Source organism: Rhodococcus sp. NPDC054953 (genome assembly GCF_053609225.1).
On record NZ_JBSGXD010000019.1, the window covers coordinates 67,401 to 82,735 of the forward strand.

The window sequence follows — 15,335 nt, forward strand, 5'->3', positions numbered from 1 at the left end:
CCTATTCGGCGTCCGGCATGCCGATTGATTCGCATCGATGCCAGCGCGGCGTTCGGCCGTACTCGCCTTCGGTGCACCCGCCGTGTCCTGTCGGTTGTTGCAACCGAATAGTGTCGTGGCATCGGACACATGGAGTGGGGGAACAGTGGGCGGGGAGTACCGGGCGAAGGCAGACATCGTGGCGTTCTGGCGGGCCATCGAGCTGTTCAGCCCGCAGACGGTGCCGAAGGTGGACCGGTTCGACACCTACGCGCCGGTCGAGGCGGTCACCGCCAACGCGCCGCTGCCGTGGGAGCCGGGGCACAGGCTCAGCGCGCCGCCGCGCCGCGGGTACGAGCGCAGGCACGTGCTTTACCTCGGCGTGTACCGGATCGACGACGTGTGGGTGGCCGTCGACGGGATCCTCGACCCCGGTACCGAGAACTTCGACCCGCGACCGGCGGGCGACTGCGCGCTCGCCGCGATCCAGGTCGACGACCGCGGCCGCGTCCTCCCCGACACCGCGATCGTGTCCGGGCTGGCGTGGGCGGCGGGCCGCACCCGCACACCGGGTCCGGGGAGCCCGTCCTGGCTGGACGGATTCGGTTCCGCCGGCACGCGATTCGAGGAGCTCGTCGACGCCGTCCAATCCGTGGACGAGGACCGGGGCGGCCGCGCACCGTTGGACACGACAGCCCTGCTCGCGCTGCGGGCGCGGACCGCCGCCCTGCTCGGCGTCGACGGCCTCGTCGACTGCGGCGAGATCCGCGTCCGCTCGCTCGAGGTGCGGGCCACCGACGGCGTCGACGGCACCGACTTCCTCAACAGCTTCATCGCCGCCGACCTCGACCACGTCGCGGCGCAGATCGCGGACGGCAACCTCGGTGCCGGTCTCGCGCAGTACCTGTCCGAGGACGCCGACATCGACCTCGCCCGCCGCGTCGACGTCCGGACCACCCCCACCGCCTCCCTCGACGGCTGCCGGCCGGCCGCGACCCCGCTCGGTCGCTGGCCGAGCAAGCCGGAGCATCCGCTGGCCCTCGGTCAGCAGTTCGCGGTGAACACGATCATGGGTGAACTCGCCGGCGGCGCGGGCATTTTCGCCGTCAACGGCCCGCCGGGCACCGGCAAGTCGACGCTGCTGCGCGACATCGTCGCCGCCGTCGTCGTCGAACGCGCCAGCCGGCTCGCGGACCTGACCCGCCCCGCCGACGCGTTCACCGACACCCCGCACCGTTGGAAGACCGGCGACTACACCCGCATCGTCCAGCGGTGGACCCCGGCCTTCCACGGGTTCGAGATCGTCGTCGCCTCCTCCAACAACGGCGCGGTGGAGAACATCAGCCACGAGATGCCCGGCATCGACGCGATCGACTCGTCGACCTTCGACGCGGACTACTTCGCCGACATCGCGACCGCCCTCCTCCCCGGCGACGAGTCGGCCTGGGCGCTGACCGCGGCGCGCCTCGGCCGCAAGTCGTACCGCACCCGGTTCGCGGACACCCTCTGGTTCGACGAGAAGGTGCCGCGCGGCGACCGGGCGGCGGCCACCGCGGACCGTCGCCTCGGCCTCCAGTCGATCCTCAAGTCCCTCGAATCGGCGGCGCCCGAACGGTCCTGGCGGGACGCGGTCGCCGACTACACCGCGGCGCGCGAGCGCGCCGCCGATCTGCTCGCACTGCGTCAGCGCGCCAACGACGACTGGGTCGCGGCCGCCGCGGTCCTCACCCGGCTCACCGACCTGACGCCGCGGCTCGCGGCCGCCGCCGACACCCTCCGCGACGCCGAACGCGCCGAGGAATCCGCCCGCACCGCCGTCGACCGAGAGCGGCGGGGACGCGACGGTGTCGCCGACGAGATCGCCGACCACGACCGCAGCCGCCCGCCGTGGTGGCGGCTGCTGGGCCGGGCGGCGCGCGCCGCCCGGGAGCGGTGGCGGGAGCGCCGCACCCACCTCACCGAGGCGCTCGACCGGTGGGACGCCGCGCACCGGACGGCGTGGGACGCGCACCAGCACACGCAGCGCGCGCTGGTCGACGCGCAGGGCGGGCACGAGCTCCTCGCCCGGGAACACCGGGACCTCACCGACCGGCTCGGCCACCTGGACGCGGCCCTGCACGGGCACCGCGAGCGGTGGGGTGCCGCGGTGCCCGCCACGGACTGGCACCTCGATGCCGCGGGCCGCGAGCTCGCTGCGCCGTGGTCGGATCCCGAGGTGGCGCAGGCCCGTTCGCGGGTGTTCCTCGCGGCCCTGACCCTGCACCGCGAGTTCCTCGCGCACGCGCCCAAGCAGATGCGGCAGAGCCTGCACGGGGCGATGGACGTCGTCGCGGGCGGCGCCCCGGCGGGCCTCGGCGCGGACGCCGTCGCCGACGCCTGGCGGGCACTGTTCTTCGTCGTCCCGGTGGTCTCGTCGACGTTCGCCTCCTTCGATCGCTGCTTCCGCGGGCTCGGTCGGGAGAGCCTCGGCTGGCTGCTCATCGACGAGGCCGGGCAGTCCACCCCGCAGAACGCGGTCGGCGCGATCTGGCGGGCCCGCCGCACCGTCGTCGTCGGCGACCCGCTGCAGCTCGAACCGGTTGTCACGCTGCCGTTCCGGGCGCAGCAGGCGGTGCGCGGCGCGTTCGGGGTGTCCGAGCGGTGGCTGCCCGCCCGCGGGTCGGCGCAGTCCGGTGCGGACCGGCTCGGCCGGTGGGGCACCGCGCTGACCGACGGGGAGGGACCGATCTGGGTCGGCGCCCCGCTGCGGGTGCACCGCCGTTGCGACGAGCCGATGTTCTCCATCGTCAACACCATCGCCTACGACGGGACCATGCTGCACGGCGGCGACCCGACCCCCGGCGGCCCGCTGCCACCGTCGGCGTGGATGGACGTCACCGGCCCGTCGACCGGACACTATGTCCGCGCCGAACACGACCTGCTCGTCGAGAAGCTGGACTGGCTGCGGGAGAGCGGCCACGACATGAGCGAGGTCATCGTCATCACCCCGTTCCGCGAGGTCGCGCGCAGGCTCACCGGACTCGGGACCCGGTTCGACGGCGTGCGCGCCGGCACCATCCACACCGCGCAGGGCAAGGAGGCCGACGTCGTGTTCCTCGTCCTCGGTGGTGATCCGGGCCGGGACGGCGCGAAACGGTGGGCGGCGTCGAAACCAAACCTGGCGAACGTCGCGATCAGCCGCGCGAAACGGCGCCTGTACGTCATCGGCGACCACGACTCCTGGTCCCGGCACCCCCGATTCGACGTGCTGGCGCGGGAACTGGCCCGGCACTCGGCGGCACAGCCGGATGACTAGGGTCCCCGGTGTGGACCTTCCCGTGACCCTCGCGTCGATCACCCGTCCCGCCGTGCTGCAGGCGATCACCGAATACGACGAGATCGGGCAGTCGGAGTTCCTGCGCCGCCGGGGATTCGGGGAAGCACGCAACTTCCGGCTGGTGTATCGGGGACGTTTCTACGACTCGAAGGCGATCGTCGGGGTCGCCCACGGCTATGCGACGGGACGGTTCGTCGACAGCACGGAATTCTCGGGCGGGCTGGCGACCGTCGCGGACCGCCTGACCGCGCTGGGGTTCGTCGTCGATCACGGCGGCAAGCACGCGCGCGGTGGCCTGCTGTGGGACCTGGAGAACGTCATGGTCTTCACTCGCGGCGGTAAGGGTGCCCCGTACAAGTTCGTGGTCCTGCGGTGGGCGGTCGACGGCCCCGACCCGCAGCGCGGCCCGGCCCCGCTGTCGAAGGTGCGCGATGAGCTCGCCGCGCTGCTGGCCCCGTACGCGGTCACCGACTCGGCACCGAACCCCGCCGACCCGTGGGTGGCGCTGCGCAGCAGCGGGTGGTGGGCGCTGGAGCTGCCCGACGGCGTCGACGAGGCCGGGCACACGCACGGGCAGCTGCAGTCCCTCGCGGTCAGACAGGACGTGGCGGCAGGCCTGAACGCGGCGGTGCGCGAGCAGCTCCGCGACCCGGGATGGCGGGACGAGGCGATCGCCGTCCTCACCCGCCGCATCGACGAACTGTGGTGTGGGCGGACCGATTGACGCCGACACCGGCCAGCGTCGGGGTCCGAAGAACCTCGTCGCTCAGTTCTGGACCGTCCCGGCGGTGTCGTGGGCACTATCGCCCGGTTCGGTGATGACGAGTCGGGGAGCGGTGGTGCATTGAATCCGCACCCGGCCCCAGTCACCCTCCACGAGGTACCGGTCGCCTGTCTCGACCGTGAGACCGTCGATGTTGCCCAGATCGTCGTTCCCGGACGCATCGGTGAATCGGCGGGGCGAACGCGTCAGCCACTCGACCTCGGTGACGCCATCGAAGACCAACTGGGCATCCGCGTAGCAGTACTGCTCACCGGGTAGCGGCGGGTGGTATCGCGGATGCTCGGGTCGCAACACCGCCTCCAGGTCGAACAGGAATTGTTGTGGCTGTTCGTTGATGGACAGAACGAAGCTGTCCTCCAGATAGACAGCAGCGAGGTCGGGGATGGTGCTGTAGTCACGGGTCACGGCATCTCCTCAGAACAGTGTCGGCTCCGCCTGCGCCCCGCTCCGCGCCTCCTCGATCCGCGCGTTCCAGCGTTCGACGAGCCACCGCTCGACGAGTTCGGGGGAGGTGTCGGCGACGTCCGCCCAGTGCCGGATCAGCTCGAGGTAGCGGTCGTAGCGGCGGCGGGTGAAGCCGCTGACCGCGGGGTCCTCCAGCCAACCCAGGTGCAGCAGAGTGGACACCCCGTACTGGTCGAGCAGCTGCGCGCGACCCCCGCCTGCGGTGACGCCGACGGCCCAGGCGAACACCGTCGTCAACGCGACACCGACGCTCGGCAGTTCCGGCCAGCCGGTGCTGGTGCCGTGGTGGTAGTCCGGCAGCCGCTTGTCCCGCACCAGCTGGTCGATGGCGGCGGTGACCGCGGTGTGCCGGTGCACGTTCGGGGCGACGAACCGGTTGGACACGTCCGGGAATCGTTTCGCGGCGCGCCGTTTCGGGTGGGCGCTGCGCCACGCCGCGCACAGGTACAGCAGGCCGAGCCCGTCGTGGTCGGCGTCGACGAGGTCGCTGCCGAGCCGCAGGTCGTTGCGCAGGACGGTGGCCCGGCCCCCGGTAACGACGCGGCCGTCGAGGTCCCGTCCGCGGAGCCGGATCTGCTGCTCGTCGTCGTGCAGGTGCCGGTTCCACCAGTCCAGGTCGACGAGGGCGCCGTCGTCGAGGACGTGCAGATCGTGGGTGCGGTTCCGGCACCACAGCACGCAGTCCTCGGGCGGCTCGAAACCCTCGTCGAACGGATGCATCGGCCCATCATGGCAGCGGACGCCGCCGAAACTGGGGAGGCGCGGCGCCGGTTACGACGCCTCGAACCGGGCCTCCACGTCGGCGCTGATCGTCACCTGCCCGGGTTCGAGGACCAGGGCGGGTCCGCCCGCGTCGGTGGCCATCGCGGCCATCGGCGCGGCGGCTCGCATCGCCCCGCGGGCGAGCGGGCCGGGCGGGGTCGGAACGCCCAGCATGCCGGTGTCGGCGATCGCGGCGGCGTGGAAGGCGCCGAGCCCGAGGCTCTCCGTGTAGATCTGCGCCTTCTCGATCGCGTCGGCGACGGCGAGGCGGCGCACCGCCGCCACCCGCTTCGCCTCCTTCCCACGGCTCATCCACCACCGCAGGTGCTCGACGCTCGCCGCGTCGACCTCCGCGGCACGGGTGACGAACGGGCCGACGGCGCGGAAGTCGGTGAACGTCACCGTGATCGGCGCCGACGACTGGTACAGCCACGGCTGCTGCGTGCCCTCCGGGTGGTAGGGCCGGGTCCGGGTGTGCTGCACCTGGTCGAGGCTCCACCGCCGGACCGGGCCGCCGTCGTCGCGGAGCGCGGTGATCAGGTCGGTGACCGCGGCGATCGCGGCCGCGGCCTGCCCGGCCGCCGCCTCGCGGGTGGCGCCGTCGGCGTGCACCCGCAGCGTCACCGTGCACCGGTTCGGGGTGAACCGTCGCTCGGCGTGGCCGGTGACGGTGATGGACACGGTGGGGGAACTCATGTCCGCCAGTGTGCCAGCGTTCAGTGGTCGAGGACGGCCTTGAGGAACTCGCGGGTGCGGGTGTGCGCGGGCCGGGTGAACATCGTCTCCGGGTCCGCCTCCTCGACGATCCGGCCGCGGTCGAACATCAGCACCCGGTTCGACACCTCCCTCGCGAACCGCATCTCGTGGGTGACCAGCAGCATCGTGATGTCGGTGTGCTCGGCGATGTCCCGCAGCACCGCGAGCACGTCGGCGACGGTCTCCGGGTCCAGCGCGGAGGTCACCTCGTCGAGCAGCAGGATCTCCGGGTCCATCGCCAGCGCCCGCGCGATCGCGACCCGCTGCTGCTGGCCGCCGGAGAGTTGGGTGGTGCGGAAGTCCCGCTTCTCCAGCATCCCCACCTGGGTGAGCAGTTCCTCGGCGCGGGTGACGGCCTCGGCGCGGCCACGGCCGAGCACGTGCATCGGCCCCTCGATGATGTTCTCCAGCACCGTCATGTTCGGGAACAGGTTGAATTGCTGGAACACCATCCCCACCCGGCGCCGCACCTGGCGGCGCCGCTTCTCCGGGATCGCGACCCACCGGTCGCCGCGGTACTCGTGCGTGTAGGGGTCGCCGTCGATGAGCAGCAGCCCGCCGTCGGCCTCCTCCAGCGTCATCAGCAGCCGCAGGATGGTGGTCTTGCCGGAGCCGGACGGCCCGATCAGGGTGACCCGGTCGCCGGGCGCGACCGTGAAGTTCAACCCGTCGAGCACGACGTTGTCGCCGAAACGCTTGACGACGTTGCGGAATTCGATGGCGGGGGTGGCGGCGTCGGCGGTCATGTGGTGGCTCCCAACGGGGGTGTTCGGGTCAGGCAAGGCGGCGCTCCATCCGCCGCACCAGCAGCGACGTCGGGTAGCTGAGGATCAGGAACATCAGGCCCGCCAGGGTCAGCGGCTCGGTGTACGAGAAGGTGTTGCCGCCGTAGGTTTGTGCGGCGGTGAACATTTCGACGACGGAGATGACGAACAGGTACGGCGTCTCCTTGAACATCGAGATCGCGTAGTTGCCGAGGCCGGGCAGCGTGTTGCGGATCGCCTGCGGCAGCACCACCGCCCGCCAGGTGCGGGCCCGCGACAGGTTCAGCGCGGTCGCCGCCTCCCACTGCCCGGCCGGGACGGCGTCGATCCCGGCCCGGTACACCTCGGACATGTACGTCGCGTAGTGCACCCCGAGCACCCCGCAGCCGACGACCAGCGCGGGCACGCTCGGCAGCAGCAGGTACACGAACAGCAGCTGCGTCAGCAGCGGCGTGGACCGGATGAACTCGACAACGATCCGCAGCGGCAGCGTCACCCAGCGCCGCGGTGAGCGCCGGACCAGCGCGATCGCCAGGCCGAGGATCGACGCGATCACCATCCCGATCACGGTCGCGAGGACGGTGATCTTCAGGCCGTCGAGCATCTGCGGGAGCACATCCCACGCCGTCTCCCAGCTCCACACGTCGTTCACGCGGCCCCCTCCTTCACGCCGTCGGGCGCGGCGGCCGCGGCGGTGGGCGTCGGCCCGGTCCGGGGCGCGAGCCGCAGCACCTCCCGCAGCGTCGGCCGCGGCGGGCCCTGCCCGAGGCGGCGTTTCGCGCGCGCCTCAAGCACATTCATCAGCAGCGTCAGCAGGTAGGCGATCGCGAAGTACACCAGCAGCCCCACCCCGAAGCTGAAGAACGTGTCCTGCGTCGCCTGCCGCAGCTGCCCCGTCCAGAACTGGACGTCGTGCAGGAAGATCGTTGACGCCAACGCCGACCCCTTGAGCAGCTGGATCAGCAGGTTGGCCAGCATCGGGACCATCTGCGCCCACGCCTGCGGGAAGATCACCCGCCGAATCCGGTGCAGCCGACCGAGGTTCAGCGCGGTCGCCGCCTCCCACTGGCCGCGGGGGACGGCGTCCACCGAGCAGCGCACCACCTCGGCGCCGTAGGCACCGAAGTTCAGCCCGAGCGCGACGATCCCCACCGCGATCGAGTCGAGCTTGATCCCGAATTCTGGGAGCACGAAGAACAGCCAGAAGAACTGGACGACGAGGGAGGTGCCGCGGAAGAACTCGACCACCACCCGGGACGGTCCCCGCACCCACAGGGTGCCCGCGCGGGACCCGAAGCCGAGCAGCACGGCGACGAGCAGGGCCAGCAGGGCGCCGCCGACGGTCAGCTCGATGGTGACGAGGACCGCCTCCCCGAGGGCGGGGAGCCGGGCGATCAGCGTCGAGACGTCATCGGACATGCGGTCAGGAACCCAGGCCGAGCTCCGGGCCGAGCTCGGTGGCGATCTTCTCGAGGTCGCCCTCGCAGAGCATGGCGGCGGTCAGGCCGGGGACGGGCCGCTCCGCCTCGGTGAACCCGAACGGCCCGAGGATCTCCTGGTACTTCTGCGGGTCGGAGACGATGGCGGCGAGCTTGTCGTTGTAGGCGTCGAGCAGCGCGGTGTCGCCGCTGCGGAAGACGGTGCCGCCCGCGCCGACCTGCGGGACGCCGTCGATCACCGCGACGAACGAGTCGGTCGCCTCGACCGCGGCGTCGGACCGGTCGGCGAGGGCGCGCACCGAGATGCCGGTCAGCGCGAACGCGTCGGCTCGGCCGGCGACGACGGCGTCGAGCCCGTCCTGCGGGCTGCCGACCTGGATCGTCTCGACACCGGTCCGGTCCGCATAGCCGGCCTCGATGGCGCCGTTCATCACCGCGAGCTTGACGCCGGCGTCGACGGCCGACTGCCAGTCGCCGAGCCGGTCCGGGTTGCCGGTCGGGACGAGAAACGCCGTCGTGTACATGATCTCGGGTTCGCTGAAGGCGGCGTTCGCGCAGCGGTTCGGGAGGATCGACATGCCGGCGCTGATCGAGTCGAACCGGTCGGCGGTCAGCCCGGGGATCAGGTTGTTCCACTCGGTGAGGACGCCGTCGACCCGGTCGATGCCGAGCTGCCCGTAGATCTCCCGGTTCAGGGCGACGGCGGCGCCGGTGAGCTGGCCGCCGTCGTCGGTGAAGCTGTACGGCTCCTCGCCGGCGAAGCCGACGCTGATCGCGCCCGCGCCCTGCAGTTCGGCGAGCAGGTCGCCGGGGTTGCCGCCGGAGCCGGTGCTCGAGCACGCGGTGAGCGCGGTCAGGGCGAGGGCGGAGCCTGCGGCGATGGCGGCGCGGCGGCCGCTGCTGGTCCTGGTGGACGACACGGATGTCTCCCTTCCGTGGCTCGGCGCGGGCGGTTCCGACGCGTGAGCCGGGGGTGCGTGAACGATCGGCAACGAACGAAGATGATGACGATGCGACAATCTACGTGTCGGTGTGTCGGATTGTCTACAATCTGCGTGCCGGGGTCGGCGGGTGTCGGCGCCGGCCGTCAACGCCGCGGGTCAGGCGGGGTGCGTCAAGCGATTAGGATTGCCGAGTCAGGCTGGATGAAGGAGAGCGGATGACCTCGTCGCCCCGCGGGATCGCACCGTCGCTGTCGCCGGTGACCCGCCCGTCGACCGTGGACCTCATCACCACCGAACTGCGCAACGCCGTCTACTCCGGCGCGCTCCCGGTGGGGTCGCCGATCCGCGAGGTCGAGATGTCCGGTCAGCTGGGCGTCAGCCGCGGCCCGTTCCGGGAGGCGGCCCAACGCCTGGTGCAGGAGGGCCTGCTGCGCGCGACCCCCGGCCGCGGGCTGAGCGTCGCCCGGATCGGCAGGGACCGGGTCCGCGCCCTATACGAGGCGCGGCTGGCGGTGGAGACCAGCGCCGCCCCGCTCGCCGTCGCACGCGCCACCGCCGCGCAGGTCGCGGCCGTGCGGGCCGCGCACGACGAGCTGATCGCCGCCGAGCGTTCCGAGGACGCGCTGCGGGTCGGGGACGCCGACCTCAACGTGCACTGGACGCTGGTCGCCGCCAGCGGGAACCCGTGGCTGGTGCGGTGGATGACGACGCTGATCGTCGAGGTCCGGATCGCGAGCTTCAGCCTCAGCGAGGAGTATGCGGTCCGCAAGGACACCGCCGACTCGCATCTCGGGATCGTCGAACGGTTCGAGGCCCGCGACGCCGACGGGCTGGTCGCGGCGATTCGCGCCTGCCTGGACGGCGCGGTGACCCGGCTGCTCGCCCCGGGCAGCGTCGAGGTCGAGACGTTCGACGAGCCGCGCCCGTCGTCGGCGCCGCGGCTCGATCCGATCACCCCGATCCTCCCCGAGGCCTGAGCGGCCGGGGCGGGGGCGTCAGGCGAGCAGGTCCTGGTACTCCGGGTGCCGCGCGACGTACGCCTGCACGTACGAGCAGGAGGTGGCGATCGTGATGCCGTCGGCGCGGGTCGCGTCGAGGGCGGCGGCGACGAGCTTGCCTGCCAGGCCCTGACCCTGGAACTCGGGATCGGTGACGGTGTGGTCGAAGTCGCGGACACCGCCGTCGATGACGGTGTAGTCGGCGTGCCCGGCGACGGTCCCGTCGACGAGGATCTCGAAACGGTTCTGCTCCGGCTTGTGCTCGATGGTGTGCGCCACGGCCCTGGTCCCTTCGTCGTCGGTGAACGCCCCGCACGCTACCCGGCGGCGGCGCCGTCTCCCTCAACGCGACGACCGGCGGCCGCATTCCATTTCCGAACTGTGCGTGAGTTTTACCCCAGTCGGGGTAAAACTCACGCACGGGCGCGTCAGCGCACGATCAGCTCAGGCCGCTCTCGCCGACGAGCTTGACCACACCGTTGATGGTGTTGGTGATCGAGTCGACGATGCCGGCACCGACGATGTCGACGCTGCCGAGCGGGATCAGGGCGATGGTCTCGAGGGAACCCATGTGTACCTCCGGGGGTGGGGCGGGACCGCGACGGCGGGCCGCCGGACTGTGGTCACCCGGCGACGCGCGCCGGGCGGGATGTCAGGGGTCGGTTCAGCTCTCGGCGAGGCCGGACAGGACCGTGAACAGGTGCGTGACCGCGGCAACGGTCTGGCTCTCGGCGAGCAGATCCTCGATCGAACCCATGAACTTCTCCTTCGCATGACAAGCTACCGCCCAGCGCGGACTGCGCTGGGCGGCAAGACTTTCGGGGTGCCCTCGGGCGGGATGCCCGGGAACTTAGGGGATGCTAACAGGTGCGGCGGGCGGGTGGGGACGCCAGGTCAGTTCAGCAACTCGCGGATGTCCTCGGCGGTCAGCGCCGCTGTGAACGCGCCGCCGTCGTCGACAACCGACGAGAACAGTTCCGACTTGCGGGCCTTGAGCGCCATCACCTTCTCCTCGATGGTGCCGCGCGCGATCAGCCGGTACACCATCACGTGCCGGGTCTGCCCGATCCGGTGCGTGCGGTCCACCGCCTGCGCCTCCGTCGCCGGATTCCACCACGGGTCGAGCAGGAAGCAGTAGTCCGCCTCGGTCAGGTTCAGGCCGAATCCGCCCGCCTTCAGGCTGATCAGGAACACCGGCGCGTCCCCGTTCTTGAACCCGTCGAGGACCTTCGCCCGGCCCCGCGTCTTGCCGTCCAGGTAGGCGTGCGCGATGCCCTCCGCGTCCAGCCGCTGCCGCACCCGGTCCAGGAACCCGGTGAACTGGCTGAACACCAACGCCCGGTGCCCGCCCGCGACGACGTCCCCGAGCTGCTCGAGCAGCGCGTCGACCTTCGCCGACCCGACCGCGCCGTGCCCGTCGTCGACCAGCGCCGGGTCGAGGCTGAGCTGGCGCAGCACCGTCAGCGACCGCAGGATCGTGAACCGGTTCGAGTCGAGGTCGTCGACGAGGCCGAGGATCTTCTGCCGCTCCCGCTGCAGCCGGGTGTCGTACAGCTTCCGGTGCCGCGGCGACAACTCCACCTCGAGCACCTGCTCCTGCTTCTCCGGCAGGTCCGCCGCGACCTGTTCCTTGGTGCGCCGCAACATGAGTGGACGGATCCGGCGCCGCAGCTGCGCGAGCAGTTCGGTGTCGCCGCCCTTCTCGATCGGGGTGCGGTAGTACTCCTGGAATCGGGTCGGGTTGGGAAACAGGCCGGGCGCGGTGATCGACAGCAGCGACCACAGCTCCATCAGGGTGTTCTCCATCGGGGTGCCGGAGATCGCGATCTTCGTCGGCGCCTCGATCCGCCGCATCGCCTGATACGCCTTGGACCGGTGGTTCTTCACGAACTGCGCCTCGTCGAGCAGCAGCATCGACCAGCGATGCGCCTGGTACTCGTCGGCATCCAGCCGGGCGAGCGTGTACGAGGTGACCACGATGTCCGCGCCGTCGATCGACTCGGTCAGCGCCGCACCCCGTTTCGCGGCCGTCTCCGACACCGCCACCACCCGCAGGTGCGGCGCGAACCGGGCCGCCTCCGACGCCCAGTTCGGCACCACCGACGTCGGCGCCACGATCAGCACCGGCGGATCGCTCGGCTGCCGCTGCCGCGCATGGCAGATCAGCGCGAGGGACTGCACGGTCTTGCCGAGGCCCATGTCGTCGGCGAGGATGCCGCCGAGCCGATTCGACCACAGGAACGCCAGCCAGCGGAACCCGTCCAGCTGGTAGGGGCGCAGGGTCGCGTCGAGGCTCGCCGGCGGGTCGAGGTCCGCCGTCTCGGCCAGGTCGAGCAGCCCCTGCACCTGCTCGCGCCACTGCGCTGCCTGCCGTTCCACCACCCCGAGCGCCGCCAGCTCCTCCCACAGCCCGGCCTGGAAGCGGCTCAGCCGCAACCGGTTCGGGTCCTGGTCGTGCAGGTCCCGCGCCTCCGCGATCAGGCCCCGCAGGCGCTGCAGTTCCGGCTTATCCAGCGACAGGTACGCCCCGTCCGGCAGCAGCAGGTGGGTGTCGCCCGCGCTGAGCGCGGTGAACAGGTCCTTGAACGGCACCGGCGCGTCCTCGACCCGGACGGTGATCGACAGGTCGAACCAGTCGCCGTCGTCGGTGGCGTCGGTGCCGACCCCGATCCGCAGCGACTCGCCCGCGTCCCGATAGTCGGCGGGGGTGCCGGACACCCGGACCTCGACGTCGTCGCGGCCGCGCAGCAGCGGCAGCAGCTCCCCGGTCAGCCGGGCGGTGTCGAGGCCGTGCAGCGTCACCCGCGGATGCGGGCGGCCGTCCGGCCCGGACCGCAACCCGTACTCCTCGAGCGGCGCGTCGAGCCCGGCGACCAGCGCGTCCTCCCGGTCGGGGTCGCGGATCGCGGACCGGGACGGCTCACCCAGCGGGATGAGCCGCTCGGCGCCGTCGACGCGGTAGCGCAGCGACCACGCCACGTCGGCGCGGTGGTCGGCCGCGTAGGCAACGTCGAGGATCAGCTCGGGGCCCTCGACGGTCGGCGGGGTGAAGTCGTCCCCGGTGGAGCGGACCGTCGCCGCGCGCTGCAGGCGCGGGTAGTACTCGGCGGCGAACCGGTCGGTGTCCTCGGCGGGGACGGTCAGCGACGCGTTCCCGATCACCAGGTCCTGCATCGCGCGGGGCGCCCGCCCGGTCAGCCGCGCCATCCGGAACGGCCACCGGTCCGGGTCCGGCCCGGTCGGGTCTCCGGGACGCAGGTACAGCACGCCGTGCGGGTCCGGCCCGAGGAATCCGAGCACGATCACCGGGAGGTCGGTGTCGGCGGCGTGCACGGTCGGCGTCAGCTCGAGGCCCCGCGGGGTGCGGTCGAGGTCGACCACCAGCTCCGCCCGCGACGGCCGCGGCACCGTCCCGAGCGCCTTGCGGGCGTACACGAATTCGATTCCCGCGTCCCGCATCTCGTCGAGCAGCGGCCACAGCCGGGACGGGACGATCGTGCTGAGGTCGATGTCCTTGTCGTTGCCGTACCCGTAGAAGCTGCGCCTGCCGACGTGATAGGTCGAGAGCAGCTCCGACGCCAGCGCCACGTGCCGCGGGTCGGCGTCCGGGAGGTGCCCGAGGTTCGACCAGCTCAGGTTGCCGTTGACCCAGCCGGTCTTGCCGGGACGCACCAGCCGGGCGCTGACCGCCCACCGATCCGACCGCGACCCGCGCAGCAGCGACAGCTGCACCCCCAGCGGCGTCGACTCGGCCGCGTCGGTGTCGTCGCGCAGGGCCGCATCGAGGACCGACTCCCAGTTCGGCGGGGCCGTCGCCGCGTCCCCGGCCGCGGACTCGATCAGCACCACCGTCAACGCCACCACATGCTTGCAGTTCATCCGCACCGGGCAGGTGCACTGCCCGAACCGGAACTCGAGTTCCCCGCCGACCTCCTCGAAGTGCGCGATCGACTGGTAGGACTCGGTGCCGTCGACGGTCCCGACCGCGGTGAGGTCGTCCTCATACCAGTCGATGCCCGCGACCGCCCCGGACCGGGCGTACCGGGAGCCGCGCCCGTACGCGGCCTGCCCGACCACCCGGGCCAGCGAGGCGAGGGTGTGCGCGGAATGGGCGTCGGAGGTCATGCGTCGACGGTACCGGGACCGCGGACGGTCACCGATCGCCGCCGGTCGCGGCGGCTCACCCGAGATTCACCGGATGGAAGTACAGCGCGCTGTCGGTCTCCTCGATCCGCACGTCGACGGTGTCCCCGACCCGCAGGTGGTCGTCGACGTTGATGCGGCTGCTCGACTCGAGCGCCGCCCGCACCGACCGCGCCGGGATCAGGCCCTGCCGCCCGTCCGGGGCGATCGCCAGCGCGTACCGCCTGCCCGTCCGGGTGACCCGCGCGAACACCGTCGACTCGTCCGGGATCGGGCCGCGGTCGTCGTCGGGCGCGGTCTGCCGGTCGAGTTCCGCGGCAAGCAGATCCGCCATCGTGTCGACGTTGTCGAGCAGCTCGGCCATCCGCCGCGCCACGTCCCGGTGGAACTCGTTCGGCTTGAGCGCCTTACCCGGCTTGTACATGTCCTCGTGGGTCAGCTCGCTCCACGCGTCCTGCAGCCGCGTCTTGACCTGCACCTCCACCTTCACCGGCAGATCACCCTCGTGGGTGGGGACGGTGACCAGCAGCACCGCATGGAACGCGCGGTACCCGCTGTCCTTCGGGTCGGCGACATAGTCCGTCGGCGGATGCGCGAGCCGCACCGAGCAGGCCGCGGACGTGCACGCCTCCTGCAGCTTCTCGGTGAACGCCGTCAGGTCCCGCGGCGTCTTGCACAGCACCTTCACCCCGAGCAGGTCGTGGAGGGTGTCGGCGACCTCCTCCGGGGTGGTCGGCCTGGCGAACTGCCCGGACGCCACCTTCCGCAGGATCTTGTCGACCGCCCGCGCCCGATCCTTGATCCGCGCCGACTCGGCGTTCAACCGGTCCCGATCCTGGCCCTCAAGCACCGCGTCGGCGAGGGTCTCCAGGAACGTCTGCGTCGTCACCAACGCCGCAGCCCACGCCCGCTCCCGCTGGTCATACAGCCGATCCACCAGGGACTCGACCGCATCCGCCCGCTTCGATCGCCGCATGACTGCTCG

At 71.8% G+C, this 15,335-nt stretch carries 14 protein-coding genes; 3 read left to right on the top strand and 11 right to left on the bottom strand.

Annotation, left to right across the window (positions count from 1 at the left end; genetic code table 11):
- Positions 1-145: 145 nt before the first annotated feature.
- Both ACWF62_RS14340 and ACWF62_RS14345 read left to right on the top strand, forming a co-directional pair.
- Positions 146-3,274 (top strand): DEAD/DEAH box helicase, encoded by a 3,129-nt coding sequence (locus ACWF62_RS14340; protein WP_452630428.1) that lies wholly within the window; start codon positions 146-148, stop codon positions 3,272-3,274.
- 10 nt (positions 3,275-3,284) lie between these two features.
- Positions 3,285-4,019: a hypothetical protein gene (locus tag ACWF62_RS14345; RefSeq protein ID WP_452630430.1), complete on the top strand. Its 735-nt coding sequence runs from the start codon at positions 3,285-3,287 to the stop codon at positions 4,017-4,019.
- 42 nt (positions 4,020-4,061) lie between these two features.
- Here the strand turns inward: ACWF62_RS14345 and ACWF62_RS14350 are convergent, their stop codons facing one another.
- The 7 genes from ACWF62_RS14350 to ACWF62_RS14380 are packed head-to-tail and all read right to left on the bottom strand — an operon-like array spanning position 4,062 to position 9,185.
- On the bottom strand, positions 4,062-4,484 hold the full coding sequence (locus ACWF62_RS14350; protein WP_452630431.1) for a hypothetical protein: 423 nt from the start codon (positions 4,482-4,484) through the stop codon (positions 4,062-4,064).
- 9 nt (positions 4,485-4,493) lie between these two features.
- Positions 4,494-5,264: an 8-oxoguanine DNA glycosylase OGG fold protein gene (locus tag ACWF62_RS14355; RefSeq protein WP_452630433.1), complete on the bottom strand. Its 771-nt coding sequence runs from the start codon at positions 5,262-5,264 to the stop codon at positions 4,494-4,496.
- A gap of 51 nt (positions 5,265-5,315) precedes the next feature.
- Positions 5,316-6,002, bottom strand: coding sequence for an SIMPL domain-containing protein (locus ACWF62_RS14360; RefSeq protein WP_378506800.1), 687 nt, complete (start codon positions 6,000-6,002; stop codon positions 5,316-5,318).
- A gap of 20 nt (positions 6,003-6,022) precedes the next feature.
- Positions 6,023-6,808, bottom strand: a complete 786-nt coding sequence (locus ACWF62_RS14365; RefSeq protein ID WP_378506801.1) for an amino acid ABC transporter ATP-binding protein — start codon at positions 6,806-6,808, stop codon at positions 6,023-6,025.
- A 28-nt stretch (positions 6,809-6,836) separates the two neighbouring features.
- Complete coding sequence (gene ehuD, locus ACWF62_RS14370) at positions 6,837-7,478, bottom strand: ectoine/hydroxyectoine ABC transporter permease subunit EhuD (protein ID WP_378506802.1); 642 nt, start codon at positions 7,476-7,478, stop codon at positions 6,837-6,839.
- Positions 7,475-8,245, bottom strand: a complete 771-nt coding sequence (ehuC, locus tag ACWF62_RS14375; RefSeq protein WP_452630436.1) for an ectoine/hydroxyectoine ABC transporter permease subunit EhuC — start codon at positions 8,243-8,245, stop codon at positions 7,475-7,477. Before ehuC ends, ehuD begins: the two co-directional genes overlap by 4 nt.
- Before the next feature lie 4 nt (positions 8,246-8,249).
- Positions 8,250-9,185, bottom strand: coding sequence for a transporter substrate-binding domain-containing protein (locus tag ACWF62_RS14380; protein WP_378506804.1), 936 nt, complete (start codon positions 9,183-9,185; stop codon positions 8,250-8,252).
- Positions 9,186-9,424: 239 nt separating this feature from the next.
- Here ACWF62_RS14380 and ACWF62_RS14385 point away from each other — a divergent pair, with 239 nt between their 5' ends.
- Positions 9,425-10,186, top strand: coding sequence for a GntR family transcriptional regulator (locus tag ACWF62_RS14385; RefSeq protein ID WP_378506805.1), 762 nt, complete (start codon positions 9,425-9,427; stop codon positions 10,184-10,186).
- Between the two features lie 18 nt (positions 10,187-10,204).
- Here ACWF62_RS14385 and ACWF62_RS14390 read toward each other — a convergent pair whose 3' ends face one another.
- From ACWF62_RS14390 to ACWF62_RS14405, 4 genes are all read right to left on the bottom strand, one after another.
- Positions 10,205-10,486 carry a GNAT family N-acetyltransferase gene (locus ACWF62_RS14390; RefSeq protein WP_378506806.1) on the bottom strand — a complete coding sequence of 94 codons (282 nt, stop codon included), beginning with the start codon at positions 10,484-10,486 and terminating at the stop codon, positions 10,205-10,207.
- Between the two features lie 160 nt (positions 10,487-10,646).
- Positions 10,647-10,778 (bottom strand): hypothetical protein, encoded by a 132-nt coding sequence (locus ACWF62_RS14395; RefSeq protein ID WP_378506807.1) that lies wholly within the window; start codon positions 10,776-10,778, stop codon positions 10,647-10,649.
- Positions 10,779-11,101: 323 nt separating this feature from the next.
- Complete coding sequence (locus ACWF62_RS14400; protein ID WP_452630438.1) at positions 11,102-14,332, bottom strand: DEAD/DEAH box helicase; 3,231 nt, start codon at positions 14,330-14,332, stop codon at positions 11,102-11,104.
- 55 nt (positions 14,333-14,387) lie between these two features.
- Positions 14,388-15,326, bottom strand: a complete 939-nt coding sequence (locus ACWF62_RS14405; protein ID WP_378506809.1) for a GTP pyrophosphokinase — start codon at positions 15,324-15,326, stop codon at positions 14,388-14,390.
- Positions 15,327-15,335 lie beyond the last annotated feature (9 nt).